General features: G+C 51.8%; 27 protein-coding genes, 1 tRNA gene and 1 pseudogene. 13 read left to right on the plus strand and 16 right to left on the minus strand.

All coding sequences use genetic code 11. The features are described from left to right. The first annotated feature begins 7 nt into the window (after positions 1-7). From napC to ccmH, 9 genes are read left to right on the plus strand one after another with little or no spacing between them, the layout of a single operon-like run. Positions 8-610, plus strand: a complete 603-nt coding sequence (gene napC, locus FC814_RS04860; RefSeq protein WP_000528377.1) for a cytochrome c-type protein NapC — start codon at positions 8-10, stop codon at positions 608-610. Positions 611-622: 12 nt separating this feature from the next. Next, entirely contained in the window at positions 623-1,246 is a 624-nt protein-coding gene (gene ccmA / locus FC814_RS04865; protein WP_000525568.1) for a cytochrome c biogenesis heme-transporting ATPase CcmA, read from the plus strand. After that, positions 1,243-1,905 (plus strand): heme exporter protein CcmB, encoded by a 663-nt coding sequence (ccmB, locus tag FC814_RS04870; RefSeq protein ID WP_000971724.1) that lies wholly within the window; start codon positions 1,243-1,245, stop codon positions 1,903-1,905. Before ccmA ends, ccmB begins: the two co-directional genes overlap by 4 nt. A gap of 41 nt (positions 1,906-1,946) precedes the next feature. After that, positions 1,947-2,684 (plus strand): heme exporter protein CcmC, encoded by a 738-nt coding sequence (gene ccmC / locus FC814_RS04875; protein ID WP_001295447.1) that lies wholly within the window; start codon positions 1,947-1,949, stop codon positions 2,682-2,684. Then, complete coding sequence (gene ccmD, locus FC814_RS04880; RefSeq protein WP_000186547.1) at positions 2,681-2,890, plus strand: heme exporter protein CcmD; 210 nt, start codon at positions 2,681-2,683, stop codon at positions 2,888-2,890. Before ccmC ends, ccmD begins: the two co-directional genes overlap by 4 nt. Then, positions 2,887-3,366: a cytochrome c maturation protein CcmE gene (gene ccmE / locus FC814_RS04885; protein ID WP_001026418.1), complete on the plus strand. Its 480-nt coding sequence runs from the start codon at positions 2,887-2,889 to the stop codon at positions 3,364-3,366. Before ccmD ends, ccmE begins: the two co-directional genes overlap by 4 nt. Further along, on the plus strand, positions 3,363-5,306 hold the full coding sequence (gene ccmF / locus FC814_RS04890; RefSeq protein WP_000982467.1) for a cytochrome c-type biogenesis heme lyase CcmF: 1,944 nt from the start codon (positions 3,363-3,365) through the stop codon (positions 5,304-5,306). Before ccmE ends, ccmF begins: the two co-directional genes overlap by 4 nt. Next, positions 5,303-5,860 (plus strand): thiol:disulfide interchange protein DsbE, encoded by a 558-nt coding sequence (dsbE, locus tag FC814_RS04895; protein WP_000824453.1) that lies wholly within the window; start codon positions 5,303-5,305, stop codon positions 5,858-5,860. The genes ccmF and dsbE overlap by 4 nt, the downstream gene beginning before the upstream one ends. Continuing rightward, positions 5,857-6,909 carry a cytochrome c-type biogenesis thiol:disulfide oxidoreductase CcmH gene (gene ccmH / locus FC814_RS04900; RefSeq protein WP_137325590.1) on the plus strand — a complete coding sequence of 351 codons (1,053 nt, stop codon included), beginning with the start codon at positions 5,857-5,859 and terminating at the stop codon, positions 6,907-6,909. Before dsbE ends, ccmH begins: the two co-directional genes overlap by 4 nt. A 213-nt stretch (positions 6,910-7,122) precedes the next feature. Here the strand turns inward: ccmH and narP are convergent, their stop codons facing one another. The 14 genes and pseudogenes from narP to FC814_RS04965 all read right to left on the minus strand — a co-directional run bounded on the left by narP (position 7,123) and on the right by FC814_RS04965 (position 18,471). Beyond that, a complete protein-coding gene (narP, locus tag FC814_RS04905) occupies positions 7,123-7,770 on the minus strand; it encodes a nitrate/nitrite response regulator protein NarP (protein WP_010348111.1) in 648 nt (215 codons plus the stop codon). Between the two features lie 1,478 nt (positions 7,771-9,248). Further along, positions 9,249-9,527 (minus strand): PerC family transcriptional regulator, encoded by a 279-nt coding sequence (locus FC814_RS04910; protein ID WP_024169836.1) that lies wholly within the window; start codon positions 9,525-9,527, stop codon positions 9,249-9,251. A 2-nt stretch (positions 9,528-9,529) separates the two neighbouring features. Next, positions 9,530-10,066 (minus strand): ProQ/FINO family protein, encoded by a 537-nt coding sequence (locus FC814_RS04915; protein ID WP_137325591.1) that lies wholly within the window; start codon positions 10,064-10,066, stop codon positions 9,530-9,532. Positions 10,067-10,101: 35 nt separating this feature from the next. Next, positions 10,102-10,527, minus strand: a complete 426-nt coding sequence (locus FC814_RS04920) for a single-stranded DNA-binding protein (protein ID WP_085480083.1) — start codon at positions 10,525-10,527, stop codon at positions 10,102-10,104. Between the two features lie 444 nt (positions 10,528-10,971). After that, positions 10,972-13,107, minus strand: a complete 2,136-nt coding sequence (locus FC814_RS04930) for a DUF927 domain-containing protein (protein ID WP_137325592.1) — start codon at positions 13,105-13,107, stop codon at positions 10,972-10,974. Further along, positions 13,104-13,391 carry a DUF4222 domain-containing protein gene (locus tag FC814_RS04935; RefSeq protein WP_047668751.1) on the minus strand — a complete coding sequence of 96 codons (288 nt, stop codon included), beginning with the start codon at positions 13,389-13,391 and terminating at the stop codon, positions 13,104-13,106. The genes FC814_RS04930 and FC814_RS04935 overlap by 4 nt, the downstream gene beginning before the upstream one ends. A gap of 19 nt (positions 13,392-13,410) precedes the next feature. Continuing rightward, positions 13,411-13,584: a hypothetical protein gene (locus tag FC814_RS22815; RefSeq protein ID WP_165386424.1), complete on the minus strand. Its 174-nt coding sequence runs from the start codon at positions 13,582-13,584 to the stop codon at positions 13,411-13,413. Further along, the gene (locus FC814_RS22955; protein ID WP_004013533.1) at positions 13,577-13,765 is read right to left on the minus strand and encodes a host cell division inhibitor Icd-like protein; all 189 of its coding nucleotides are present in this window, start codon (positions 13,763-13,765) and stop codon (positions 13,577-13,579) included. Before FC814_RS22955 ends, FC814_RS22815 begins: the two co-directional genes overlap by 8 nt. A gap of 35 nt (positions 13,766-13,800) precedes the next feature. Further along, positions 13,801-14,184, minus strand: a pseudogene (locus FC814_RS23440) (hypothetical protein); the annotation flags it as partial. A gap of 226 nt (positions 14,185-14,410) precedes the next feature. Next, positions 14,411-14,602 (minus strand): AlpA family transcriptional regulator, encoded by a 192-nt coding sequence (locus tag FC814_RS04945; protein ID WP_047668755.1) that lies wholly within the window; start codon positions 14,600-14,602, stop codon positions 14,411-14,413. Between the two features lie 259 nt (positions 14,603-14,861). Then, positions 14,862-16,106, minus strand: a complete 1,245-nt coding sequence (locus FC814_RS04950; protein ID WP_047668740.1) for an integrase domain-containing protein — start codon at positions 16,104-16,106, stop codon at positions 14,862-14,864. Between the two features lie 206 nt (positions 16,107-16,312). After that, positions 16,313-16,389 (minus strand) — tRNA-Pro (locus FC814_RS04955). A gap of 74 nt (positions 16,390-16,463) precedes the next feature. Further along, positions 16,464-18,224 carry an LPS biosynthesis-modulating metalloenzyme YejM gene (gene yejM, locus FC814_RS04960; protein WP_137325593.1) on the minus strand — a complete coding sequence of 587 codons (1,761 nt, stop codon included), beginning with the start codon at positions 18,222-18,224 and terminating at the stop codon, positions 16,464-16,466. 19 nt (positions 18,225-18,243) lie between these two features. Continuing rightward, entirely contained in the window at positions 18,244-18,471 is a 228-nt protein-coding gene (locus FC814_RS04965; protein ID WP_001135667.1) for a YejL family protein, read from the minus strand. Positions 18,472-18,652: 181 nt separating this feature from the next. Here FC814_RS04965 and yejK point away from each other — a divergent pair, with 181 nt between their 5' ends. Beyond that, positions 18,653-19,660, plus strand: coding sequence for a nucleoid-associated protein YejK (gene yejK, locus FC814_RS04970; protein WP_000050780.1), 1,008 nt, complete (start codon positions 18,653-18,655; stop codon positions 19,658-19,660). A gap of 163 nt (positions 19,661-19,823) precedes the next feature. Here the strand turns inward: yejK and rplY are convergent, their stop codons facing one another. Then, on the minus strand, positions 19,824-20,108 hold the full coding sequence (gene rplY, locus FC814_RS04975; RefSeq protein ID WP_000494185.1) for a 50S ribosomal protein L25: 285 nt from the start codon (positions 20,106-20,108) through the stop codon (positions 19,824-19,826). Between the two features lie 124 nt (positions 20,109-20,232). After that, positions 20,233-21,993, minus strand: coding sequence for a DEAD/DEAH box helicase (locus tag FC814_RS04980; RefSeq protein ID WP_137325594.1), 1,761 nt, complete (start codon positions 21,991-21,993; stop codon positions 20,233-20,235). Positions 21,994-22,142: 149 nt separating this feature from the next. On the opposite strand from FC814_RS04980, the gene rsuA reads away from it, so the two are divergent. The 3 genes from rsuA to FC814_RS04995 all read left to right on the plus strand — a co-directional run bounded on the left by rsuA (position 22,143) and on the right by FC814_RS04995 (position 24,733). After that, positions 22,143-22,838, plus strand: a complete 696-nt coding sequence (rsuA, locus tag FC814_RS04985) for a 16S rRNA pseudouridine(516) synthase RsuA (RefSeq protein WP_137325595.1) — start codon at positions 22,143-22,145, stop codon at positions 22,836-22,838. Positions 22,839-22,865: 27 nt separating this feature from the next. Then, a complete protein-coding gene (bcr, locus tag FC814_RS04990; protein ID WP_000213383.1) occupies positions 22,866-24,056 on the plus strand; it encodes a multidrug efflux MFS transporter Bcr in 1,191 nt (396 codons plus the stop codon). A 332-nt stretch (positions 24,057-24,388) separates the two neighbouring features. After that, positions 24,389-24,733 carry a YejG family protein gene (locus FC814_RS04995; RefSeq protein ID WP_000202796.1) on the plus strand — a complete coding sequence of 115 codons (345 nt, stop codon included), beginning with the start codon at positions 24,389-24,391 and terminating at the stop codon, positions 24,731-24,733. The last annotated feature ends 3 nt before the right edge of the window (positions 24,734-24,736 follow it).

Raw genomic sequence — 24,736 nt, forward strand, 5'->3', positions numbered from 1 at the left:
GGTTATTATGGGAAATTCTGACCGTAAGCCTGGTCTGATTAAGCGCCTGTGGAAATGGTGGCGTACCCCCAGCCGTCTGGCGCTGGGGACGCTGCTGTTGATCGGTTTTGTCGGCGGCATCGTCTTCTGGGGCGGCTTTAACACCGGTATGGAAAAAGCCAACACCGAAGAGTTCTGCATTAGCTGCCACGAAATGCGTAACACGGTGTATCAGGAATACATGGATTCCGTGCACTACAACAACCGTAGCGGCGTGCGTGCGACCTGCCCAGATTGTCACGTTCCGCACGAGTTTGTGCCGAAGATGATACGCAAGCTCAAAGCAAGTAAAGAGCTGTATGGTAAAATTTTTGGCGTTATTGACACGCCGCAGAAATTTGAAGCTCATCGCCTGACGATGGCACAGAATGAGTGGCGGCGCATGAAGGACAATAACTCGCAGGAGTGCCGTAACTGTCACAACTTCGAGTATATGGATACAACCGCCCAGAAATCTGTTGCCGCTAAGATGCACGACCAGGCGGTGAAAGATGGGCAAACCTGTATTGATTGCCATAAAGGGATAGCGCACAAGCTGCCCGATATGCGCGAAGTCGAGACAGGTTTTTAACAGGGTTATTGCGTGGGTATGCTTGAAGCCAGAGAATTACTTTGCGAGCGGGATGAACGAACCTTATTTAGTGGTTTGTCATTTACGCTGAACGCAGGAGAGTGGGTACAAATCACCGGCAGCAACGGCGCGGGGAAGACAACACTTCTCCGTTTGCTGACGGGATTGTCTCGCCCTGATGCGGGTGACGTTCTCTGGCAAGGGCAGCCCTTGCATCAGGTACGCGACAGCTACCATCAAAACCTGTTATGGATAGGCCATCAGCCGGGGATCAAAACCCGGCTGACGGCGTTAGAAAATCTGCACTTTTATCATCGCGATGGCGATACCGCACAATGTCTGGAAGCTCTGGCACAGGCCGGGCTTGCCGGATTCGAAGATATTCCGGTAAATCAACTTTCTGCCGGGCAACAACGCCGCGTCGCTTTAGCGCGTCTGTGGTTGACCCGTGCCACGTTATGGATCCTCGACGAGCCTTTTACCGCGATTGACGTTAACGGCGTCGATCGTCTGACCCAGCGTATGGCGCAGCATACGGAGCAGGGGGGGATTGTGATTCTGACTACCCACCAGCCGCTCAACGTTGCTGAAAGTAAAATTCGCCGCATTTCACTGACGCAAACGAGGGCCGCATGATGTTCTGGCGCATTTTCCGTCTTGAGCTGCGCGTAGCGTTTCGCCATAGCGCCGAAATCGCCAACCCGCTCTGGTTCTTCCTGATTGTAATTACCCTTTTTCCGCTCAGTATCGGTCCGGAGCCGCAACTGCTGGCGCGTATTGCACCGGGCATTATCTGGGTTGCTGCGCTGCTTTCATCCTTGCTGGCGCTGGAGCGACTGTTCCGTGACGATTTGCAGGACGGCAGTCTTGAACAATTGATGTTGTTGCCGTTACCCTTGCCCGCCGTTGTGCTGGCGAAGGTGATGGCGCACTGGATGGTAACCGGTCTGCCGTTACTCATCCTCTCGCCTCTGGTGGCATTGCTACTGGGAATGGACGTTTATGGCTGGCAAGTGATGGCGCTGACGCTGCTGCTGGGAACCCCAACGCTTGGCTTTCTCGGCGCACCTGGCGTGGCACTGACGGTGGGACTTAAGCGCGGCGGCGTGCTACTGAGCATTCTGGTGTTACCGCTGACTATCCCATTACTCATCTTTGCCACCGCCGCGATGGACGCGGCTTCGATGCATTTGCCCGTTGACGGGTATCTGGCAATTTTAGGCGCGTTGCTGGCAGGCACCGCGACATTAAGTCCTTTTGCGACGGCGGCAGCGTTAAGAATCAGCATTCAATAACGCTGGATTACTGATTTTTGTTCAAGTCTGGTATCGAAACTATGTGGAAAACACTGCATCAACTGGCGATCCCACCACGGCTGTACCAAATCTGTGGCTGGTTTATACCGTGGCTGGCAATCGCCAGTGTGGTTGTGCTTACCGTCGGCTGGATCTGGGGATTCGGCTTTGCCCCCGCTGATTATCAACAGGGAAATAGCTACCGCATTATCTATCTGCATGTACCTGCGGCGATCTGGTCAATGGGGATTTATGCCTCAATGGCGGTGGCCGCGTTTATCGGCCTGGTCTGGCAGATGAAAATGGCCAACCTGGCGGTGGCGGCGATGGCGCCCATTGGTGCCGTGTTTACCTTTATTGCCCTGGTCACCGGTTCTGCGTGGGGAAAACCGATGTGGGGCACCTGGTGGGTATGGGACGCACGCCTGACTTCTGAACTGGTGCTGCTGTTTTTGTATGTGGGTGTGATTGCCCTGTGGCACGCCTTCGACGACCGCCGTCTGGCGGGCCGTGCGGCAGGTATCCTGGTGCTGATTGGCGTGGTGAATCTGCCGATTATTCATTACTCCGTGGAGTGGTGGAACACTCTGCATCAGGGATCAACGCGGATGCAGCAAAGTATCGATCCGGCGATGCGTTCGCCGCTGCGCTGGTCGATTTTCGGCTTCCTGCTGCTGTCTGCCACGCTGACGCTGATGCGGATGCGTAATTTGATTTTGCTGATGGAAAAACGCCGTCCGTGGGTGAGTGAACTGATACTGAAAAGAGGCCGTAAATGACCCCTGCATTTGCTTCCTGGAATGAATTTTTCGCAATGGGCGGTTACGCCTTTTATGTCTGGCTGGCGGTGGTGATGACCGTTATTCCGCTGGTGGTTTTGGTCGTGCACTCGGTGATGCAGCATCGCGCAATTCTGCGTGGCGTGGCGCAACAGCGGGCGCGTGAGGCGCGTTTACGTGCTGCGCAACAGCAGGAGGCTGCATGAATATTCGCCGTAAAAACCGCTTGTGGATTGCCTGTGCCGTGCTGGCGGGGCTGGCGCTGACGATTGGCCTGGTGCTGTATGCGCTGCGCTCGAATATCGATCTTTTTTATACGCCGGGGGAGATTCTCTACGGCAAACGTGAAACCCAACAGATGCCGGAAGTCGGGCAGCGCCTGCGCGTCGGCGGAATGGTGATGCCGGGGAGCGTGCAGCGCGATCCCAATTCGCTGAAAGTAACGTTCACCATTTACGACGCTGAAGGCTCAGTGGATGTCTCTTACGAAGGCATTTTGCCGGATCTGTTCCGTGAAGGGCAGGGCGTTGTGGTGCAGGGCGAGCTGGAAAAAGGCAATCATATCCTCGCGAAAGAAGTGCTGGCGAAACACGATGAAAACTATACGCCGCCAGAAGTCGAAAAAGCGATGGAAGCGAATCACCGTCGCCCGGCGAGTGTTTATAAGGATCCAGCATCATGATGCCAGAAATTGGTAACGGGCTGCTGTGCCTGGCGCTAGGAATTGCGCTGCTGCTGTCCGTGTATCCGTTATGGGGCGTGGCGCGCGGAGATGCGCGCATGATGGCGTCTTCCCGCTTGTTTGCCTGGCTACTGTTCATGACTGTGGCTGGCGCATTTCTGGTGCTGGTCAATGCTTTCGTGGTCAACGACTTTACCGTCACCTATGTTGCCAGCAACTCCAATACCCAGCTTCCGGTGTGGTATCGCGTGGCGGCTACCTGGGGCGCGCATGAAGGTTCACTGCTGCTGTGGGTGTTGCTGATGAGCGGCTGGACGTTTGCGGTAGCGATTTTTAGCCAGCGTATTCCGCTGGATATTGTTGCTCGCGTACTGGCGATAATGGGGATGGTCAGCGTCGGATTTTTGCTGTTCATTCTCTTTACCTCAAACCCGTTCTCCCGCACGCTGCCGAACTTCCCGATTGAAGGTCGCGATCTTAACCCGCTGTTGCAGGATCCGGGGCTAATCTTCCATCCGCCTCTGCTTTATATGGGGTACGTCGGCTTCTCGGTGGCGTTTGCTTTTGCCATTGCTTCTTTGCTGAGTGGGCGTCTGGACAGCACTTACGCACGCTTTACCCGTCCGTGGACGCTGGCGGCGTGGATCTTCCTGACGCTCGGCATTGTGCTCGGTTCCGCATGGGCCTATTACGAACTCGGCTGGGGTGGCTGGTGGTTCTGGGATCCGGTAGAAAACGCCTCATTTATGCCGTGGCTGGTGGGGACTGCGCTGATGCACTCACTGGCGGTCACTGAACAACGCGCCAGCTTCAAAGCGTGGACATTACTGTTGGCAATCAGTGCCTTCTCGCTGTGTCTGCTGGGGACTTTCCTGGTGCGTTCCGGCGTGCTGGTATCGGTACACGCGTTTGCGTCTGATCCGGCGCGCGGTATGTTTATCCTCGCCTTTATGGTACTGGTGATTGGCGGTTCGCTGCTGCTGTTTGCCGCGCGTGGACACAAAGTTCGCTCACGCGTAAACAATGCGCTGTGGTCGCGGGAATCTTTGCTGTTAGCGAACAACGTTTTGCTGGTCGCCGCGATGCTGGTGGTATTGCTGGGGACGCTGCTGCCGCTGGTGCACAAGCAACTGGGGCTGGGCAGTATTTCGATTGGCGAACCGTTCTTCAACACTATGTTTACCTGGCTAATGGTGCCGTTTGCGCTGTTGCTTGGCGTCGGCCCTCTGGTGCGCTGGGGGCGCGATCGCCCACGCAAGATCCGCAATTTATTGATTATCGCCTTCATCTCAACGCTGGTGCTGTCTCTGCTGTTGCCGTGGCTGTTTGAGAGCAAAGTTGTGGCGATGACGGTGCTCGGCCTGGCAATGGCCTGCTGGATTGCGGTGCTGGCAATTGCGGAAGCTGCGCTGCGTATTTCACGCGGCACGAAAACCACCTTCAGTTATTGGGGGATGGTGGCGGCTCACCTGGGGCTGGCAGTGACAATTGTTGGCATTGCTTTTAGTCAGAACTATAGCGTTGAGCGTGATGTGCGCATGAAGTCCGGCGATAGCGTCGATATTCATGAATATCGCTTCACCTTCCGTGATGTCAAAGAGGTGACTGGCCCGAACTGGCGTGGCGGTGTGGCGACTATCGGCGTAACGCGAGATGGCAAGCCGGAAACAGTGCTGTATGCAGAAAAACGTTATTACAACACTGCCGGGTCGATGATGACCGAAGCGGCGATTGACGGCGGCATCACGCGTGACCTGTACGCCGCGCTCGGTGAAGAGCTGGAAAACGGCGCGTGGGCAGTTCGTCTTTACTACAAACCGTTTGTTCGCTGGATCTGGGCGGGCGGGCTGATGATGGCGTTGGGCGGGCTGCTGTGCCTGTTTGATCCTCGCTATCGCAAGCGCGTGAACCCGCAAAAAACTGCGCCGGAGGCTGTATGAAGCGCAAAGTATTGTTAATTCCTTTGATTATCTTCCTGGCGATTGCCGCAGCATTGTTGTGGCAGCTGGCGCGTAATGCCGAAGGGGATGATCCGACCAATCTGGAATCGGCGCTCATTGGCAAGCCAGTGCCGACGTTTCGCCTCGAATCACTGGACAATCCGGGGCAGTTTTATCAGGCAGATGTGCTGACCCAAGGCAAACCGGTGCTGCTCAACGTCTGGGCGACCTGGTGCCCGACCTGCCGTGCGGAACATCAATATCTGAATCAGCTTTCTGCGCAGGGCATCCGCGTGGTGGGTATGAACTATAAAGACGACAGGCAGAAAGCAATTAGCTGGCTGAAAGAACTGGGCAATCCTTACGCGTTAAGTCTGTTTGACGGTGACGGCATGTTAGGGCTGGATCTCGGCGTGTATGGCGCGCCAGAAACGTTTCTCATCGATGGCAACGGCATCATTCGCTATCGCCATGCGGGCGATCTCAATCCTCGCGTCTGGGAAGAAGAGATCAAGCCGCTGTGGGAGAAATACAGTAAGGAGGCCGCACAATGAGGTTTTTATTGGGCGTGCTGATGCTGATGATCTCCGGCTCGGCGCTGGCGACCATCGACGTGTTGCAGTTTAAAGATGAAGCACAGGAACAGCAGTTCCGCCAGCTCACGGAAGAACTGCGCTGCCCGAAATGCCAGAACAACAGTATTGCCGATTCCAACTCGATGATTGCCACTGACCTGCGCCAGAAAGTGTATGAACTGATGCAGGAAGGTAAAAGCAAGAAAGAGATTGTTGATTATATGGTGGCGCGTTACGGCAACTTCGTCACTTACGATCCGCCATTAACACCGCTGACCGTGCTGCTGTGGGTGCTGCCAGTTGTCGCTATTGGTATCGGCGGCTGGGTGATTTACTCCCGCTCGCGGCGTCGGGTGCATGTGGCGCAGGAGGAGTTTCCTGAACAAAGCGTGCCGGAAGGTAAGCGTGCCGGATATGTTGTTTATCTGCCGGGTATTGTGGTGGCGTTAATTGTGGCAGGCGTCAGCTACTACCAGACTGGCAATTATCAGCAGGTAAAAGTTTGGCAGCAGGCCACGGCACAGGCTCCGGCGTTGCTGGACAGGGCGCTCGATCCGAAAGCCAATCCGCTCAACGAAGAAGAGATGTCACGTCTTGCGCTGGGAATGCGTACTCAACTGCAAAAAAATCCAGGAGATATTGAAGGCTGGATTATGTTGGGTCGCGTTGGGATGGCGCTGGGTAACGCCAGTATCGCGACCGATGCATATGCTACTGCGTATCGCCTCGATCCGAAGAACAGCGATGCCGCACTGGGTTATGCTGAAGCGTTGACACGTTCATCTGATCCCAACGACAACCGCCTCGGCGGCGAGTTGTTGCGTCAACTGGTGAGAAGTGACCACAGCAATATTCGCGTGCTGAGCATGTATGCGTTTAACGCCTTTGAGCAGCAGCGATTTGGCGAAGCCGTTGCCGCGTGGGAGATGATGTTGAAACTCTTGCCTGCCAACGATACTCGCCGTGCGGTGATTGAGCGCAGTATCGCGCAGGCGATGCAGCATTTGTCGCCGCAGGAGAGTAAGTAAGAAGAAGCCCGATGGTGACGCCATTGGAGCCAGGCGGATGACAACGTGCGCTATGTTTATGCCGGATGCGGCGTGATCGCCTTATTCGGCCTACAAAATCGTGCAAATTCAATACATTGCTCGATCTGAGTAGGCCTGATAAGCATAGCGCATCAGGCAGTTTTGCGTTTGTCATCAATCTCAGCCCGATGATAAATCCATCGGGCTATTTTTTTATTGTGTCCCGCGTTGTTGCAGGAACAGAATGGTGGCCGCCACGCGTGAGCGGACATTGAGTTTACGCAGCAGATTGCGAATGTGCACTTTTACCGTCTGCTCAGAAATATTCAACACCGAGGCAATTTGCTTATTCGACAGCCCTTGCGCCAGCTCGTGCAGAACATCCAGCTCACGCTCCGTCAGCACGCTGAAGGGATCTTCTTCCGCACCGAACATTTCACGTTCGCGCAAGTACTGATTGACGCGTTCGCTAAAGACTTTGCTGCCTTTTGCTCCGGCGCGAATTGCTTCCAGCAATACTTCCGGGTCGCTGTCTTTTAGCAGATAGCCGTCTGCGCCTGCGTCTATCAGTGCAAAGACATCGCTGGAGGCATCTGATACGGTTAGGATAATAATTTGCGCGGTAACGCCATCCCTGCGCAAGGCATTGAGGGTATCCAGGCCACTCATACCTTTCATATTGAGATCCAGCAAGATAACGTCGATATCCAGTCGATTAGCCAGATCGATAGCACTAGCGCCGTCGCCTGCTTCGGCGACCACTTCAAAACCAGGATCAAGCTCCAGTAACTGACGAACACCGCGTCGCATAAGTGGATGATCATCCACAATCATCACCTGAAAAGGCGTTGCTTCAGGCATAGTAGTCTCCTGAGGTTTTATTAGAATCATTATGTTTGAGCGTAGCGTTGGTAACGCTACCAGGCGCGTGAATGTTACCCCATTTTATGTATGGGCATGTAGTAAAACTGCAAGTGAGGGTAGCAAGACAATGCTGTGGATATAAGAAAACCAACCTTAAAGGTTGGTTTTCTTAGGATTTTTGGTCCACGAGAGTAGTTTAATTGAGCCTGTAACTGTGTGATTTTAAAGATGTAGATTAATTGAGTTTTGAAATCGTATATCCAAACGTATAACTAAAATGATTTGCTGCAAAAATGTACAGCTTTAACCGTTATCATTTTCCGGCTATTCGCTATGAAGCTGGCTGGTGGATAAGCACGGATAACCTGACATCTACAGCCGCCTTAAAAGCTGAACCCGACAAGCATATCGGCATCATGCCCACCAGCGTGACGCATTTTTTTAATTGCGCGGGCGTAAAAATTTGACGGGGCGGACAGTTCCATAAGTAATGGATTGCAGGAATTTCGCCCCCCCTCCTGAATGCAATTTTTCGTATATATATACAAAACCACCCGTCCCACCTGTCCCGCCTGTCCCACTGGCACCTAACAAATTGATTTTGTTAGAAATAAATTAGGTAAGGTGGGACAAGTCCAGGCTGTTTTGGGACAAGTTGGGGGGGGAGGTGGGACAAGTCGAGCGAGTGAATCAAGCCGTGTTAGCGCGGTAAAGCGACAGTGCCGCCGCAATTTTGCGTTGTCGGGAGGCCACCGTAACAGCCACCATACGCGCACAATCTTCGGTGGTAACGCAATCCAGACGTGCGCAACATCCCCAGATAGGAAATCATTACCTAGCACAGCTAATTGCGCCAGAATCGATTACAGCGCGTTCTGTGGCATTCAAGAACGGCTATCACTAGTGTATTGATATGTAATCCGCATATGAGTTTAAGCAACAAAATGATCCCCTTTCGAAAAAGGCACTAACCGTTTTTTCCGAAATGATCCGTTGGTGATTTTGTAACTTATTGTTTTGTAGATGTAATTTTAAATTTGGTAGGGTTATAAATAGGGGGCGTTTTTGTCAAGAATTGCAAATAATGCTCGTTTATTGTTCTTTATTTGTTTGTTTTCTGTTCGTTGATGGGGGAGCATTTTGCACTTTTTGGGGGATCATTTCGGAGGGGTGGGGCTGGCAACACGCCAGCACCCTCGATGCGTTTGTTTTTAGCAGTACTCCCAGTCTGTGGCTAGTAGGCTCTCAGGAGATAGCGTAACGCTATCCTCTGTGACGGGATTCAACGCAATCAAATCGTTTCCGCGCCGTTCGAGAAAGACGATGTACGGAAGATGCCAGGCACTGCGGCGAGCTGGCACGCGTCGGCCTGGCTGCAACTTGTCGAGAATATCCACCAGCGAAACGTTCATGTGATTCAAAAAACTCCTGAAACGCTCTACAACTCAATAACAAAAAATAATGCAGAACTGCCACTATAAAACCTTGTCTGTCTGGTAGTTCCGCCAGACAGATTTTGCGATTTCTATCCCCATATCCGCCTGTGTGCGGTGTGCTGCCTCTCTCAAGCTCCCGAAATTATCCAGCATGACGGGCGAACGTGCTGCCTTGTGGATACATTTCGCGCGACGCTTTACTGCCTGTTCGCGCTCCTTATCGGTGTTCACCTGTTGCATGACCTCAGCCCATCGGGCCGCCGCTCTCCGGTACAGGCCTTTAGCCTCCAGATCTTCCGCTTTGCTGTCGTGAATCATACTCATACGCCAGCTTGCTCCTTGTTCGACTTACGTTTGCGCTTCTCTTTCAGTGCCATCAGTCGTGCTTCCGCGTCCTGCTGTTCCAGTGGTGTCACTTCCCCACATGGTTGACCTTTCAGGTCGTAACGTGCTCCACCAGCGATTAAGGCACGGTAATAACGCGGAGAATGAGCATAAGATGCTAGCGCCACACGTAATGCCCCTGACCCAAAAGCCAGCGCCCTGACGGCAATATCCTGTATCAGGTCTTCAAATATCCCTACCTTAAGCGGCTTCGGTGATTCTAGGCTGAATAATTCAGGCCATAGTTCAATAAGACGGTTAACGCGCCTGCGGTTTTTGTCCTGGCGTTTGGTCATATGCCGCCACTGTGTCGCCCCTGTGGGCTTCTGTTTGCGGCTCTGCGGTGCGTTCTGATTGCCGGGTATCACTTTATGCGCCGATGTGGCTTTATCCTGCTGTTGTTTAGTCTGCGCGTTTTTCTGCAGTGTGCCGTAAATGCCTTTCGGTTTTCTGCTAATAGTCAGTGTGGTCATTATTTGTTAACCTCTGTTGCTGAATCCACTGGCAGTTAAAATGGTATTTCGTCCTCATACGGGTCATCCTGCTGGCTCGTCTGCTGCTTTGCCCTGTTCAGTGCGTCAGTAGCCTGCCCTTGCTGTCCTTTCCTGCCTCCAGGTCGCACGGTTCGCGCACTGATTACGCTGTCTGCGATGACCTGCCAGCCCTGCCGCATTTCCCCGTTCTGGTCTGTCCACTGGCTTATCTGCATGTTACCCGCCACGCTCACCAGTTCGCCTTTCTGGTGTTTTGCCAGTGCATCGGCCTGTCTGCCAAACGCCAGGACGGATAACCACATCGTCGCTGTTCCGTCATCTGCCTGACTGCACGGAAGGGGAACAGCCATACTAACCAGCGTCATTGGTGTTCCCTTGCTGGTGGTCTTTAACTGCGGGTCAGCCACCAGCCGCCCGTAAGCTGATATTTGTGCCGTCATGCTGTCTTCTCTCCGGTTTTAACGTTGGTGGTTGCCACCTGTTGTTCTGTCAGGTCAATGGCACGATATTGTGATTTTTTGTGGTTCACCTTCACACCTCTGCTCTCAATTTTTCGTATATATATACAAAACACGTCGTCCCAGTTGTCCCTGTTGTCCCAACAGTAACTAACCATATGATTTTGTTGAAAAATTGCCCCAAAAAATGGGACAACATAAGGCGATTTTGGGACGACATGAGGGGTTTTTGTGTTGTCCCGCCCTCCAGTCAGGTAAAAATACGTGTCGTCCCAAAATGCCGTGATGTTGTCCCAAAATGCCCCAATGTTGTCCCAGTGTCGTCCCACTTTTCACAGGTAAAACCAATATAATTCAATATGTTAATCTTTCTTATTGCCAGATGGGACAACAGGGACAACATATTTTTACCCCCTATACGCGAGGCTAATCACTTTCTGTCTCGTCTTCCTGTGTCAGCAAAAGGCCATACACCCTTAGCCGCGCCCCTTTCAGGTGTTTTAGCCGTGGTGTCCTGATTTGCCATCCCCTCCCGCTGGCTGGTTTTTTCAACATTCCTGCTTCGTGAAGGGCTCTTGCTACTGCATCCTTGTTAAATCCATTCGCTACATGTGACTGAAACGGATCAGGCAGGACATAAAACAAAACGGGCTCACCGTAACGCCCCTCGCTTTCCCTGTAGCCGTACAGTTCTGAAATCGGCAGGCTTGCAGGGTCATAATTGACAGGCGCAAACCTGCTCATGCCGTAGGCAGCAAGAAACGCCTCCGCCTGTTCAATAATCTGCCTGTGTTCCTTGTTACCCGTGCCGAACTCCTTCGCCCAGGCATTAAAGTTATGCTGAACTGCATCACGGCACGCCTGAACATCCCAGCCCGTAACATGGCCGGACAGCACAAGCGCGGCCTCCAGTATGGCGAATCGTTCCCCTACGCGATGAACCTGTTCGCCGTAGCTCTCCGGTATCAGGTTGCGCCACCGTTCACGGCACGCCCTTACCGTGTCCTTAGCCTCCTGCTGGTGGGCTGCCAGCCATTTAACCCATTCACGACCCGCCGCCCCGTGGTTTTCTGTCCAGGCGGCTTTTAACGCGTCTGCGTGCGCCTTTCCTGTGCTGTATTCGTGATACTGCGTAGACTTCTCCATCGGCACGTTAAGCAACCGGACAAGCTGCCCCGCCTTGACTTTTATCCCCTCACTTTTGAGGAATGTTTCAACGTCCATTTCTCCGGTGCTGATTGCCACCGTTCGCCAGCGTTTTATCTCCCTGTTGCCGCCGTCCTTCGCCCCCTGTAATTTCCCCGAACCGTTAAACAGCGTGTAAGCCGATGTGGATACCTCCCGTGCGTTTCCGGCCTGTCCTATCTCATCCAGTGGCAAAAGCCCGTCATTGTGCGCTTCTGCCTCGTTGGCGATACCTAACGCCGTTCCGTACCAGGTCAGCCGTTGCGCGTCCGGCTCTCCCCATAAACTTGATGCGATGTTCTGTGTGGTGGTTTTCCCTGCTGATGATTGTTCGAAAAGATGTACCCCGAAGCCGTCAGCGCCCACCAGCCCGATTAATGGTGCTGATAACGATACCGCCACACCCAGCATCATGGACGGATTACCACCAGCCAGTCGCGCCACGGTATCACGCCAGCCCACCGCTGTTCCCGCCACGGAATAACCATTAACGGCAGCCGTTTTTCCGGTAAACAGGATCGGTTTTTCAGACTCACCAATGACCGAACCGTCCGGCATGATGTACGCACCAAAATGCCAGCCCGTTGTAGGGCTTAGCTGCCATTCCTCATGGCTTCCGTTTAACTGCATCCAGTCCGCCAGGATGGCCCTGTATTTGCCGTTTGTTGTCACGTTCAGGCCGTGATCTTTAAGCAACCGCCAGCCGTCACGGTCGCCAATGCCACCACACGGGATCGCCATTGTGATGACTTCATGGTTTGCCGGTTTTTTCCAGCGCATCACGCGGTAATGCTCTTTACCGATTGTTCCTGTTCCCAGTAGTTCAAGCGGGGAACATAACCACGTCTCAGGCCGGATAATTTCGCCTGACTGTTTGTCAACTTTGGGCGTTACCCAGAAAACACCATCGGCGCGGCTTTCTACGCGGGGCTTTAATTCATCATCGCCATGACTTCCGGTGGCGTTTTCTTTTGTCGGAAGCCGGATAGCCAGCCCGTCATCGATGTTTTGGCGCTCACGTTCCAGATATTCGCGCCAGTTCTCCCGCTTTTGGCTGTGCATCCCGTCGGGGTAGTAATTCGCATCCCGTATGCCTGCCGCCGCCAGCTTTTGCGCAATGGCATTGATGTTTGATGGCTTGATGTGCCCTGCTTTGTACAGCCGGACACAATAGCGCCCGTCGTCAATGATGTTCAGATTTTCCAGTTCTGCCAGTTGCTGATCTCCAAGCCAGACAGGAGGCACGTTATCGCTAGCAAGTCGCCCGTCCATCTCCTGCCACTGATTCGCATGTGCCCAGGCATCACTACCCGCAAAAATGATAACCTCCGTCATTTTGTCGGCTGGCTGGTGCTTTAAATTCGGTGCGCGTTTCATTTCTTGCCCCCAGTAACCATCATTTCGCGGATTTTGCGGATATATCTTGCTGCACGGTTCTGATTTACGGTTTCACGATGATCCACCAGCGTAAAATCACGCTGGAACTGATAAACAGGCATTACACAGTCGTAGTTATAGCCTTCACGACGGTAGGTAATGCGTCGTTCACTCACGCCCTTAATCATTACCGTGCTGCCGTATTTATCCCGGAAAATATCGCCGGGGCGGATTTCAGGCCGAGCGAATCCGCTGGCAGTAAAGCCAGAATTTTTTGTTTTCATTTGTCGAATTACGTTTCTGTTAAAGTTCAACTACGGCACGGATCATCACCTGCGTGAACCCACAGCCGATTAACTCTTCTTTCAATATTGCTATAGCTGCACTAACGCAGGTGGCGTTCACGTTTTGCCGAATATCAATAACGTTGCCTTGATGATTTACAGCGCGTGCGGTTATCTGGAATCGCTTAAGCATGACTTACCCCCTGACGAATACGGGCAGCGAATACAGCAACACAGCCGGACGGGCAACGGTTACGCGCTTCCTGCTCGGTTGACGCCACGACGTGAACGACGCGGGAATCACTCGGATTAACGATGATAAAGCGCCAGATAAAGGCGTTCTGAGTATGTGCGAGGGCAGGGATAGTAGCCATTTGGCAGCCTCCTTTTGCGTTGGGATATACCCACCGCAGGAGGTGGTAAGCTCGCTGGCGGTGGACTGTACAGGGTTACCACAACTGGCGCAAAAGGAAACCAGCCTGACCGAAGTCAGCCCCATACAGCCCACCATTGATAAGGTGTGCGTGTGCGTCGATACAAAAAAAGACGCGTGGCGCGTCTGTATCGCCTTTTGCTTCAGCGGGGTGGTAATCCCGATCCCCGTTTTATAAGGGATTCGGTGAGTATATCCCGTTTTCCGGCTCATGTGGTCGGATGTGTTGATGGTATGTCCACCATACAAATTACTTTGCCCACCAGCCGCAAATGTGGCATTGTTGGCGATGCGTTCAAGTTTAATACATGTCCTCTGGCGGCCCTCTGCGGTCGCCTTTATTTTATTTGTAACAAGCATATTTCTTTTGTCGTTTAAGCTATGCGATTGTACGTTTCCGTTTAAAACGGAAGTGCGATTAGTTCAATTGATTCTTTCGTAAGGTTTGAACTGAATAATAACATCAGCCATATTTTTTATGGTTGAACGAAAACCTGCCCCTGTTTGGGCATTTTTGCCAGTATTCATAATGTTCTCTCTTAATTGTCTTGTTGCTTGATAGTAATCAGGCGAGCGTTAATCACGCTTACGCTTCGCGAGTTTCTCTCTCACGTTCTTTCAACCAAGCGAGCACCTCATCTTCATACCAGCCAATGCGACGCAGCCCGATACGGAATCCTTTGGGGAACCCGCCCTTGTTAATCATCTCCGTTAGGGTCGAGTCAGACTTGATGCGTAGCAAGGCCTTTACCTCTGGTCGTAAAAGAATAGCTCTCATCTTATTTCTCCTAAAGACAGCAAATATCACTTCTTGAATGAAAGTGACGGTAACCACATGAAGCATATAAAAAGAATACAAATCTATAAAAAAGTAAGTCAAGAGCCATTTGGCAAAAACTAATTATTTTTCTTCTAACTTTAAATAATGGGCGTTAGAAAGTTAAATGTATTTTTCTAACATAAAACTAAGCGGTTTAAATTGGCTCCAAATTGGCTCTTGGTTGGTGTCAATTAGGAACCAATAATTTTTAAATATTTTATTTTATTCCGCGTAATCCCCTGTGCCCGCTGGCGATGGTTGTTCCGGTTGCGGCTGCTTCCACAAAATTCCCCCACCAGCACATTAACACTTTACGTTTTTCCAGGTAGTTGCTTCGGTTGTATGCCCGTCTAACTTCGTTTGTGTCTACGTGGGCTAGTGCGGCTTCGATCACGTCAGGCTCAAATCCTTCCTCATTCGCCGCCGTGCTGAATATTGCGCGTAGTCCGTGAGATACCAGCACACCAGCGTAACCCATTCGCCGTAATGCTGCGTTTGCTGTCTGGCTGCTCATTGGTTGCACTGGATTTTTAAGACTTGGGAAAACATGCTCCCTTCGTGCGCTAATCGGCTTCATGGCTTCAAGCACTGCCATCGCCTGAGTGCAAAGAGGGATCACATGGTCACGGCGCATCTTCATGCGTCCGGCTGGTATCGTCCATGTTGCCGCCTCAAGATTGATTTCTTCCCACCGTGCGGCGGAGGCTTCGGCTGGACGGGTTGCGGTTAACAACTGCCACTCAATCAACAACTTGGTTTGTCGTTCTATGCTGGCAATCGTTAAATCGTTCATAAGTTGCGGCAACTGCTCTGGCCGAATAGTTGGCATGTGCTTTTTGGTGGGGGAAGGGAATGCCTTGCGGACGTTCGCGGCGGTGTTGATGTCAATCAGTCCACTGTTGGCAGCAAAATCCATCACTTCATTGATGCGCTGTAAAACGCGTTTCAGTGTTTCCAGGTTGCCACGCGCCTTGATGGGCGTGAGTATCTCAACAAAGCGGCGAGCGGTGAGAGTATCTATCGGTGTGTTTCCGATATACGGGAATACATATTTCTCTAGCGAGCGCCAGATGTCCTTGATCGTATTGTGGGCGAGATTCTGGTTTTTTTTCATTTCGTACCACGATGCGGCCACATTTTCGAACGTGTTGCCCTGTCGTCGAGCCTCTGCTTCGAGTTTTTGCCGTTCGTATTCCTGCGGGTCGGTTCCTGCCGCAATTAACGTCCTGTACTCGCTACGGCGTTTTCTGGCATCAGCCAGGGAGACTTCATCAAGCGATCCCAAACTAATGATTGTTCGTTTTTTGTTCGATGGTCGATAGTAGTTGAATCGCCATAGTTTCGAACCAGACGGCTTAATAACGAGAAAAAGCCCGCCGCCATCCTGTAAGGTGTATTCTTTTTCCGCTGGTTTAGCTGCTTTGATCTGTGTGGTGGTGAGTGGGGTCGCCTTTCTTGCCATACGTTTATGAATCCACGGGAAAAAACAGGTTCTAGTTATACGGATTTAGCTATGCGCCAGCCCGTATAACTAAACATATAACTAAAAAAAACGGCTGAAAACCACTGTTACCGTCGAATAACGATGACTAAAAACAATAAAAAAACCCGCTATTCAATGAATTAGCGGGCTTATTTCATAAAAACGATAATTAATAATGAGCGATTTGGTCGGCACGAGAGGATTTGAACCTCCGACCCCCGACACCCCATGACGGTGCGCTACCAGGCTGCGCTACGTGCCGACTCGTGGCTGCTTATACTACCGTTTTCCACACCGATTGCAAGTAAGATATTTTGCTAACTGATTTATAATTAATCAGTTAGCGATGAAACGCTTCTCGTCTGTCAGCACTTGCAATAACAAACTTAACTGTGGTTTTTCGTCTTTCACTCTTTCGCCACGTAAGTTGTAAGTGCGGTATTTACCGTTATTGTTCAGTACCAGCGTCATTTTCGGGGTGGTAATTGCCAGCGTATCGTTATCCGCCGCAGTCACCCAGTAATGACGGCGCTCAGGGTTGAACAAATCCTGACCTTGCGAATATTCGCTCGCTGGTGTGCTGACGTGTAGCAGACGTTGCATCAGCGTGGTCATCAGATCGGTATGGTCGGTCAGGGTATTAATTCGCTGTGCCGGTGTGCCTGGCCAGTGAATCACTAACGGCACCTGAAGATGACCGTGGGACCAGTCAAAGGTTTCTTCCTCTTCGACCAGCGGAATGCCCCGACCGGCAGTAATAATCACCACCGTATTGTCCAGCTTGCCGGACGCTTTCAGCGCATCAAGCACGCGGTTAATCTGGTCATCGACATTACCTGCCGCGCGGCTATATTTCCGTGCAAATGCTTGCTGGTTGCTGTCGTCAATGTTGGTGCCATTGAAAGATACCCATGAGAACCAGCGATTATCTTCTTGCGCGTAGCGGCTCAGCCAGTTGATCCACTGTGTGGCAGTCTGCTCATCGGATTGCGTGCGAACGCTCGGCATTGAGAAGTCTGACAACAATGCCTGACGATACAACGGGCTGGTAAAGCCATCGGATGAGAATAGCCCCAGTTGATAGCCTTGCTGGTTAAGCGCGGTAATTAATGCCGCAGGTGTACGGGTCGACAGAATGCCGTCCATATAACTTGGCGATATGCCATAGAACAGGCCAAAGATGCCGTTGTCGGTCGTGTTGCCGGAACTCATATGGCGCGTGAACGAAATATTTTGTTCCGCAAAGCCTGCCAGCGCAGGCATCTGCTGCTCAAAGCGTGAGTAGTTCAGGCCATCGACAGTAATCAGCAAGACGTTTTGCCCGGTGCCCATATCGCGGTAGCGCAGTTCGCTTAACGGATACTGTACGGAAACAGCATCTGGATTACCTTGCTCAATAAGACGGCGTTGATACTCCTGCGCATCAAGCAGACCATGCTTCTCAAGAAAACGTCGCGCCGTCATCGGGTACGAAAGCGGCAGGTTAGCGCGCTGCATGGTGATCGGGCGATAGAAGTTGGCATCGGCCCAGATATACACCACATGCGAGGCGATAAAGGCGATGAATAAGAATGCGGCCAGCGGACGGGCGAAGCGCCGACGACGTGTCAGGCTGCGCAGCTTTTGCCAGCTCCACGTCGCAAATACCAGTTCAAGCAATAATATTACCGGCACACTGATGAACATCAGCTGCCAGTCGCGCGCCATCTCATTTTCGTCCGGGTTGATAACCAACTGCCAGACGATGGGATTAAGATGGAGATGGAAACGGGTAAAGACTTCGCTATCGATCAGTAATAGCGTCATTCCCGCTGTTGCCAGAATGACGGACAAAAACCTCATCAGCCTCTGGGAGCCGACAATAAAGGTCAGCGGGAAGAGGATCAGCAAATAGGTGGCGAACACCAGGAAGCTGAAATGACCGATAATGCTTACGTAGGAATAAATACGACCCGCAAGCGTTGTCGGCCAGTCGGCGATAAACAGGTAACGGCTGCCAATGACGAGCGAAAGCAGAATATTGAACAGTGCAAACCAGTGCCCCCAACTGACCATCTGGGAGACTTTTTCACGGTAGCGCTGACGATGAGTTACCATAACCTGTTATCTGTTTCCCTTAGTGCGCTTTGTCTTCGTTGATAGAGGACTGTAAGGCGCGGGCAAAAGAGTTGGCAATCGCCTGGCGCTGAGCCGGGGCAATGCTGGTGTTGATAAGGTTGGTGACCATATTGCCTAACACCATCAGGGAAAGGTCGGTCGGAGCCTTATGTTTTTCCAGTACGTTGAGCAGCTCTGCGAGCAATTGTTCAACCTGTTCATCGCTGTAGCGGGAAATTTGTGGCATAAATCGAAATCAGTTAGTTGATGAAAGGGCAACATATTACCGTAGCAACGGTTTTTTTTCTGCTTTTTTATACTTTAAATCATTCGCGTTACGCCACCTTCTGTAAAATGACCGCCATCTTTTATTGCGTCGCTTAACCAGCGGTGGTTGAATACCGCCCGGTCTAAAAGGAGAGTTTATCATGAGTCTGGATATCAACCAGATTGCTCTGCACCAGCTTATCAAGCGTGATGAGCAGAACCTTGAGCTGGTGCTGCGCGATTCATTGCTGGAACCGACGGAAACCGTCGTTGAGATGGTGGCGGAGCTGCATCGTGTCTATAGCGCCAAGAATAAAGCCTACGGTTTGTTTAGCGAGGAAAGTGAACTGGCGCAGACGCTGCGCTTACAGCGTCAGGGCGAAGAAGACTTTCTGGCATTTAGTCGGGCAGCAACTGGTCGCCTGCGTGACGAACTGGCGAAATATCCTTTTGCTGACGGCGGCTTCGTGCTGTTTTGTCACTATCGCTATCTGGCGGTTGAGTATTTGCTGATTTGCGTACTGAACAATTTAAGCAGTATGCGCGTTAACGAAAACCTCGACATCAACCCAACCCATTATCTCGATATTAATCATGCTGATATCGTTGCGCGTATCGATTTGACCGAGTGGGAAACCAATCCAGAATCGACCCGTTATCTCACTTTCCTGAAAGGGCGAGTAGGGCGCAAAGTGGCTGATTTCTTTATGGACTTCCTCGGTGCCAGCGAAGGATTGAATGCGAAAGCGCAAAACCGTGGACTGTTACAGGCGGTCGATGACTTTACCGCCGAAGCGCAACTGGATAAAGCAGAACGGCAGAACGTTCGCCAGCAGGTTTATAGCTACTGTAATGAGCAATTGCAGGCGGGCGAAGAGATCGAGCTGGAGTCGCTGTCGAAAGAACTGGCGGGCGTCAGCGAAGTGAGCTTCACGGAATTTGCGGCTGAAAAAGGCTATGAACTGGAAGAGAGCTTCCCGGCAGATCGTAGCACGCTGCGTCAGTTGACTAAGTTTGCCGGTAGCGGTGGTGGCTTAACCATCAACTTTGATGCAATGCTGTTAGGCGAACGGATTTTCTGGGACCCGGCGACCGATACCCTGACCATTAAAGGCACGCCGCCGAACCTGCGCGATCAATTGCAGCGCCGGACGTCCGGCGGCAATTAATCGGTTTTGTGTTATGAATGCCAGATGCGGCGTGACGCCTTCTCTGGCCTGCAAATAACGGTAATACCTGTATGCCTGATAAGACGCACTGCGTCGCATCAGGCATAATCTGCGGATACAAAAAACCCCGCCGGAGCGGGGTTTTTTACAACTTATTCAGCAATTAAGCGCGAACGAAGTCGATGTGCTGCAGCTTCGGTTTGTACGGGTGACGCTGTACATCCTGAGCTTTAACTTTGATTTCTTTACCGTCAACAACGATGGTCAGAACTTCGCTGTAGAATTCAGCTTTAACTTGCATGTTCATGACTTTGTCGTGATCCAGCTCGATAGCCAGCGGCGCTTCTTTGCCACCGTAGATGATTGCCGGGAACTTGTTAGCGGCACGCAGGCGGCGGCTCGCACCCTTACCCTGCTCTTTACGTACTTCTGCGTTAATAGTAAACATTTCTTTCTCTCTTAAATTAATCCTGCTACAGGCGACCCAGCAACAGGTAAGTGATCTGCTTTGCGTATGCAAAAGCGGGCGAGATTCTATACTCAATCGCCTTATACATCAATCAAAACTACCATTAACCGCGTAATTCATGCGCCCGACGAAAACGACCTTCGTAATCGAACACTTTTTCACGCACTTGCCAGTACTGACCTTTCATGCGGGCAACAACAAAATCCGGATGGCGCAATAAGGCTTGCTGGGCGAGGATATCGGCGGCGGTTATCCAGCGCAGAGGGATGCCCGGTGTGCGCGTATGCGGGCGGATAAAAAGTTGTTCGAAGGCGGTACGCTGGGCGGGCGTTTGCAGACGGAAACGCTCACTCACATCCGCGCCGTCTTCATCGTAATAGGTGATTTTCAGCCATTCGCCTTTTTCGTCGTGACCATGCTGCAAAGACATGCCGCTACAGCGTAATACCAGCGCGTCTTTCAGTCGTAGCGCCGCTTTTAACATGTCGTCTGGATCAACCAGTACCGTGTCACATTCGCGGCAGCGTCGGGCGGCAATATCGTTTTCCGCGTTACATTGTGGGCAATTTTTAAAACGGAAACGGAAGTCACACTGTTCGCGATGACCGTCGTCATCTTCAAACCACCCCTGACAGCGACGACCAAAGTGTTCAATCAATGTACCGTCGGCGGTCGTTTTGCCCCAGAAGGTGTTGGCAAAACCGCAGGCAGGGCAGAAAACCTGTACCGGAACGTTGTCACTTTTGCCTTTTGGGGTGCCAACTTCTGGCGCGTAGAGATCGTGAGGATTACCCGCATAATCAAGAATTAAGCAATCAGTCTTGCCGGGCGCCAGACGCAGACCGCGTCCGACAAGTTGTTGGTAAAGACTCACTGATTCAGTAGGGCGCAGGATGGCGATAAGATCGACATGCGGGGCGTCAAATCCGGTGGTCAGTACCGCAACGTTGACCAGATAGCGAAAACGCTGGGCTTTAAAATCTTCAATTAATACATCACGTTCAGCGCCGGGTGTGTCACCGGTAATGAGTGCTGCATCTTCGGCGGGCAGCAATCCCACAATCTCTTTTGCGTGTTCAACCGTCGCGGCGAAAATCATCACCCCTTTGCGCGTTGCGGCGAACTCCATAATCTGGCTGATGATGTGCGGCGTAATACGTTGTTGTTTTTTCAGCTCGCGGTTGAGATCGGCTTCACTGAACAGCCCATTGCTCTGTGCCTGCAAGCGGCTGAAATCGTATTGCACTACCGGCATATCAAGCCGTTCTGGTGGCGTCAGATAGCCGTGTTTAATCATATAACGCAGCGGCAGCTCATAAATGCAGTCACGGAAAAGGGCTTTCTCGTCGCCACGTACCATGCCGTGATAATGGAACTGGTAGATCCAGCCTTTGCCCAGCCGAAAAGGCGTGGCGGTCAGCCCCAACAGGCGTAAGTGGGGATTCACTTTTGTCAGGTGAGTAAGGATTTGCTGATACTGGCTCTCTTCATCGTCGCCAATGCGGTGGCATTCATCGACAATCAACAGCGAAAATTCACCCTGAAAGGCATCGAGATTGCGAGCGACGGACTGCACGCTGCCAAACACCACTTTACCGTGGCTCTCTTTACGCTTCAGCCCGGCGGCAAAAATATCGGCTTCCAGCCCCAGCGCCTGATATTTTGCATGGTTTTGCGCCACCAGCTCTTTGACGTGCGCCAGCACCAGCACGCGACCACGCGCCAGCCGTGCCAGTTCCGCTATCACCAGGCTTTTACCTGCACCAGTAGGCAGCACGATAACGGCAGGAGTTTTATGACGACGAAAATGGTTGAGCGTGGCATCCACGGCTTCTTGCTGGTATGGACGGAGTGTAAAAATCATGGTCTCGCGTAGGTAGATTATTCTGCTAATAGTATGCCACGGATCTTTTTCTCTTGAGGGAAGTTATTAGACCGCTATACTGGGCGAACAACAGTTCAGATTTTCGGGTCATTACCCGACCTCCGTTTTTTACAGGCAAAATCACACACATGCGACTTGATAAATTTATCGCACAGCAACTCGGCGTTAGCCGTGCTATTGCCGGGCGTGAAATCCGCGGCAATCGTGTCACCGTCGATGGCGAAATCGTCCGTAATGCAGCGTTTAAACTGCTCCCTGAACACAGTGTGGCTTACGATGGAAACCCGCTGGCACAGCAACACGGACCACGTTACTTCATGCTCAATAAGCCTCAGGGCTATGTTTGTTCTACTGACGATCCGGATCACCCAACGGTGCTCTATTTTCTGGATGAACCTGTGGCGTGGAAACTACACGCAGCAGGGCGGCTGGATATCGACACTACCGGCCTGGTGCTGATGACTGACGATGGTCAGTGGTCGCACCGCATTACTTCTCCACGTCATCATTGCGAGAAAACCTACCTGGTGACGCTGGAGTCCCCGGTGGCAGCCGATACGGCAGAGCAGTTTGCTAAAGGCGTGCAGTTACATAACGAAAAAGATCTCACTAAGCCTGCTGTGCTGGAAGTGATTACGCCGACGCAGGTACGTCTGACCATCAGCGAAGGGCGTTATCATCAGGTGAAACGCATGTTCGCCGCCGTGGGTAACCACGTGGTTGAGCTGCATCGTGAACGTATTGGCGGCATTACGCTGGATGCTGATTTAGCACCCGGTGAATATCGTCCATTAACTGAAGAAGAAGTTGCCAGCGTCGTCTAACACTTTAATAACTTTCAGGAGCCCGTTGTGACCACCCGACAGCATTCGTCGTTTGCTATTGTTTTTATCCTTGGCCTGCTGGCCATGTTGATGCCGCTGTCGATTGATATGTATCTGCCCGCGCTGCCAGTGATTTCTGCGCAGTTTGGTGTGCCAGCGGGCAGTACGCAGATGACCCTGAGTACCTATATTCTGGGTTTTGCGTTGGGGCAGTTAATCTACGGGCCGATGGCAGATAGCTTCGGGCGTAAGCCGGTGGTTCTTGGCGGTACGCTGGTATTTGCTGCGGCGGCGGTGGCGTGTGCACTGGCGCAAACTATCGATCAGCTGATTGTGATGCGTTTCTTTCACGGGCTGGCAGCGGCGGCGGCCAGCGTGGTCATCAACGCCCTGATGCGCGACATCTACCCGAAAGAAGAGTTCTCGCGGATGATGTCGTTTGTCATGCTGGTAACGACCATTGCACCGCTGATGGCACCGATAGTTGGCGGTTGGGTGCTGGTGTGGCTGAGCTGGCATTACATTTTCTGGATCCTCGCCGTGGCGGCGATTCTGGCTTCGGCGATGATCTTCTTCCTGATCAAAGAAACGTTACCGCCGGAGCGTCGTCAGCCGTTTCACATCCGTACCACCATTGGCAACTTTGCCGCACTGTTCCGCCATAAGCGCGTCCTGAGTTATATGCTGGCCAGCGGTTTCAGCTTTGCCGGGATGTTCTCATTCTTAAGCGCCGGACCGTTTGTCTACATTGAAATTAACCACGTCGCGCCGGAAAACTTTGGTTATTACTTTGCGCTGAATATTGTTTTCTTGTTCGTGATGACCATCTTTAACAGTCGCTTTGTTCGCCGCATTGGCGCGCTGAATATGTTCCGGTCGGGGCTGTGGATACAATTTATTATGGCAGCGTGGATGGTCATCAGTGCGCTGCTGGGGTTGGGGTTCTGGTCGCTGGTAGTTGGTGTGGCGGCGTTTGTGGGCTGCGTGTCGATGGTGTCATCCAATGCGATGGCGGTCATTCTGGATGAGTTTCCCCATATGGCGGGAACGGCATCATCGCTGGCAGGAACCTTCCGCTTTGGTATTGGCGCCATTGTCGGTGCATTGCTCTCCCTTGCGACCTTTAACTCTGCATGGCCGATGATCTGGTCGATTGCGTTCTGTGCGACCTGCTCCATTCTCTTCTGTCTGTACGCCAGTCGGCCGAAAAAACGGTGATCTATTGCACAACGGGGAAGCTAAAAGGCTTCCTTTGTTGATGCATGTCAACCACAAATCCATCATTCCCCCGATATATGTTTATTTTATGTAAAATCAATTTATGTAAAAAGTCACATCATTGTAGTTAAAAAGGTTGAGTTAGATCGCAGAAACGGGTACATATAGCCCCGCAAACGTGACCACGCCCGCAGATATTATTTAAATCAGAGCCATAGAGGCCACGCAGGCGAGGCATCAATCTTTACGATCTGTTTAAAGACGGGTTGTTGTTGATGTGTTAAAATTGATGTAAACAAATTGTGAAGTAAATGTGCTTCCGGGGAAAATAAGTGACTTCATTACAACTCTCAATCGTCCATCGACTGCCGCAGAACTATCGCTGGTCTGCTGGTTTCGCAGGTTCGAAGGTTGAACCGATTCCGCAAAATGGACCGTGCGGTGACAACAGCCTGGTGGCGCTTAAATTGCTTAGCCCGGATGGTGATAATGCATGGTCGGTGATGTACAAACTAAGCCAGGCGTTAAGCGACATTGAAGTTCCATGCTCGGTACTGGAGTGTGAAGGTGAGCCGTGCCTGTTTGTAAATCGCCATGATGAGTTTGCGGCGACATGCCGATTGAAAAATTTTGGTGTGGCAATTGCCGAGCCCTTCTCAAATTACAATCCTTTTTAAGCG

It is taken from the genome of Escherichia sp. MR, assembly GCF_005280595.1.
Classification (GTDB): domain Bacteria; phylum Pseudomonadota; class Gammaproteobacteria; order Enterobacterales; family Enterobacteriaceae; genus Escherichia; species Escherichia ruysiae.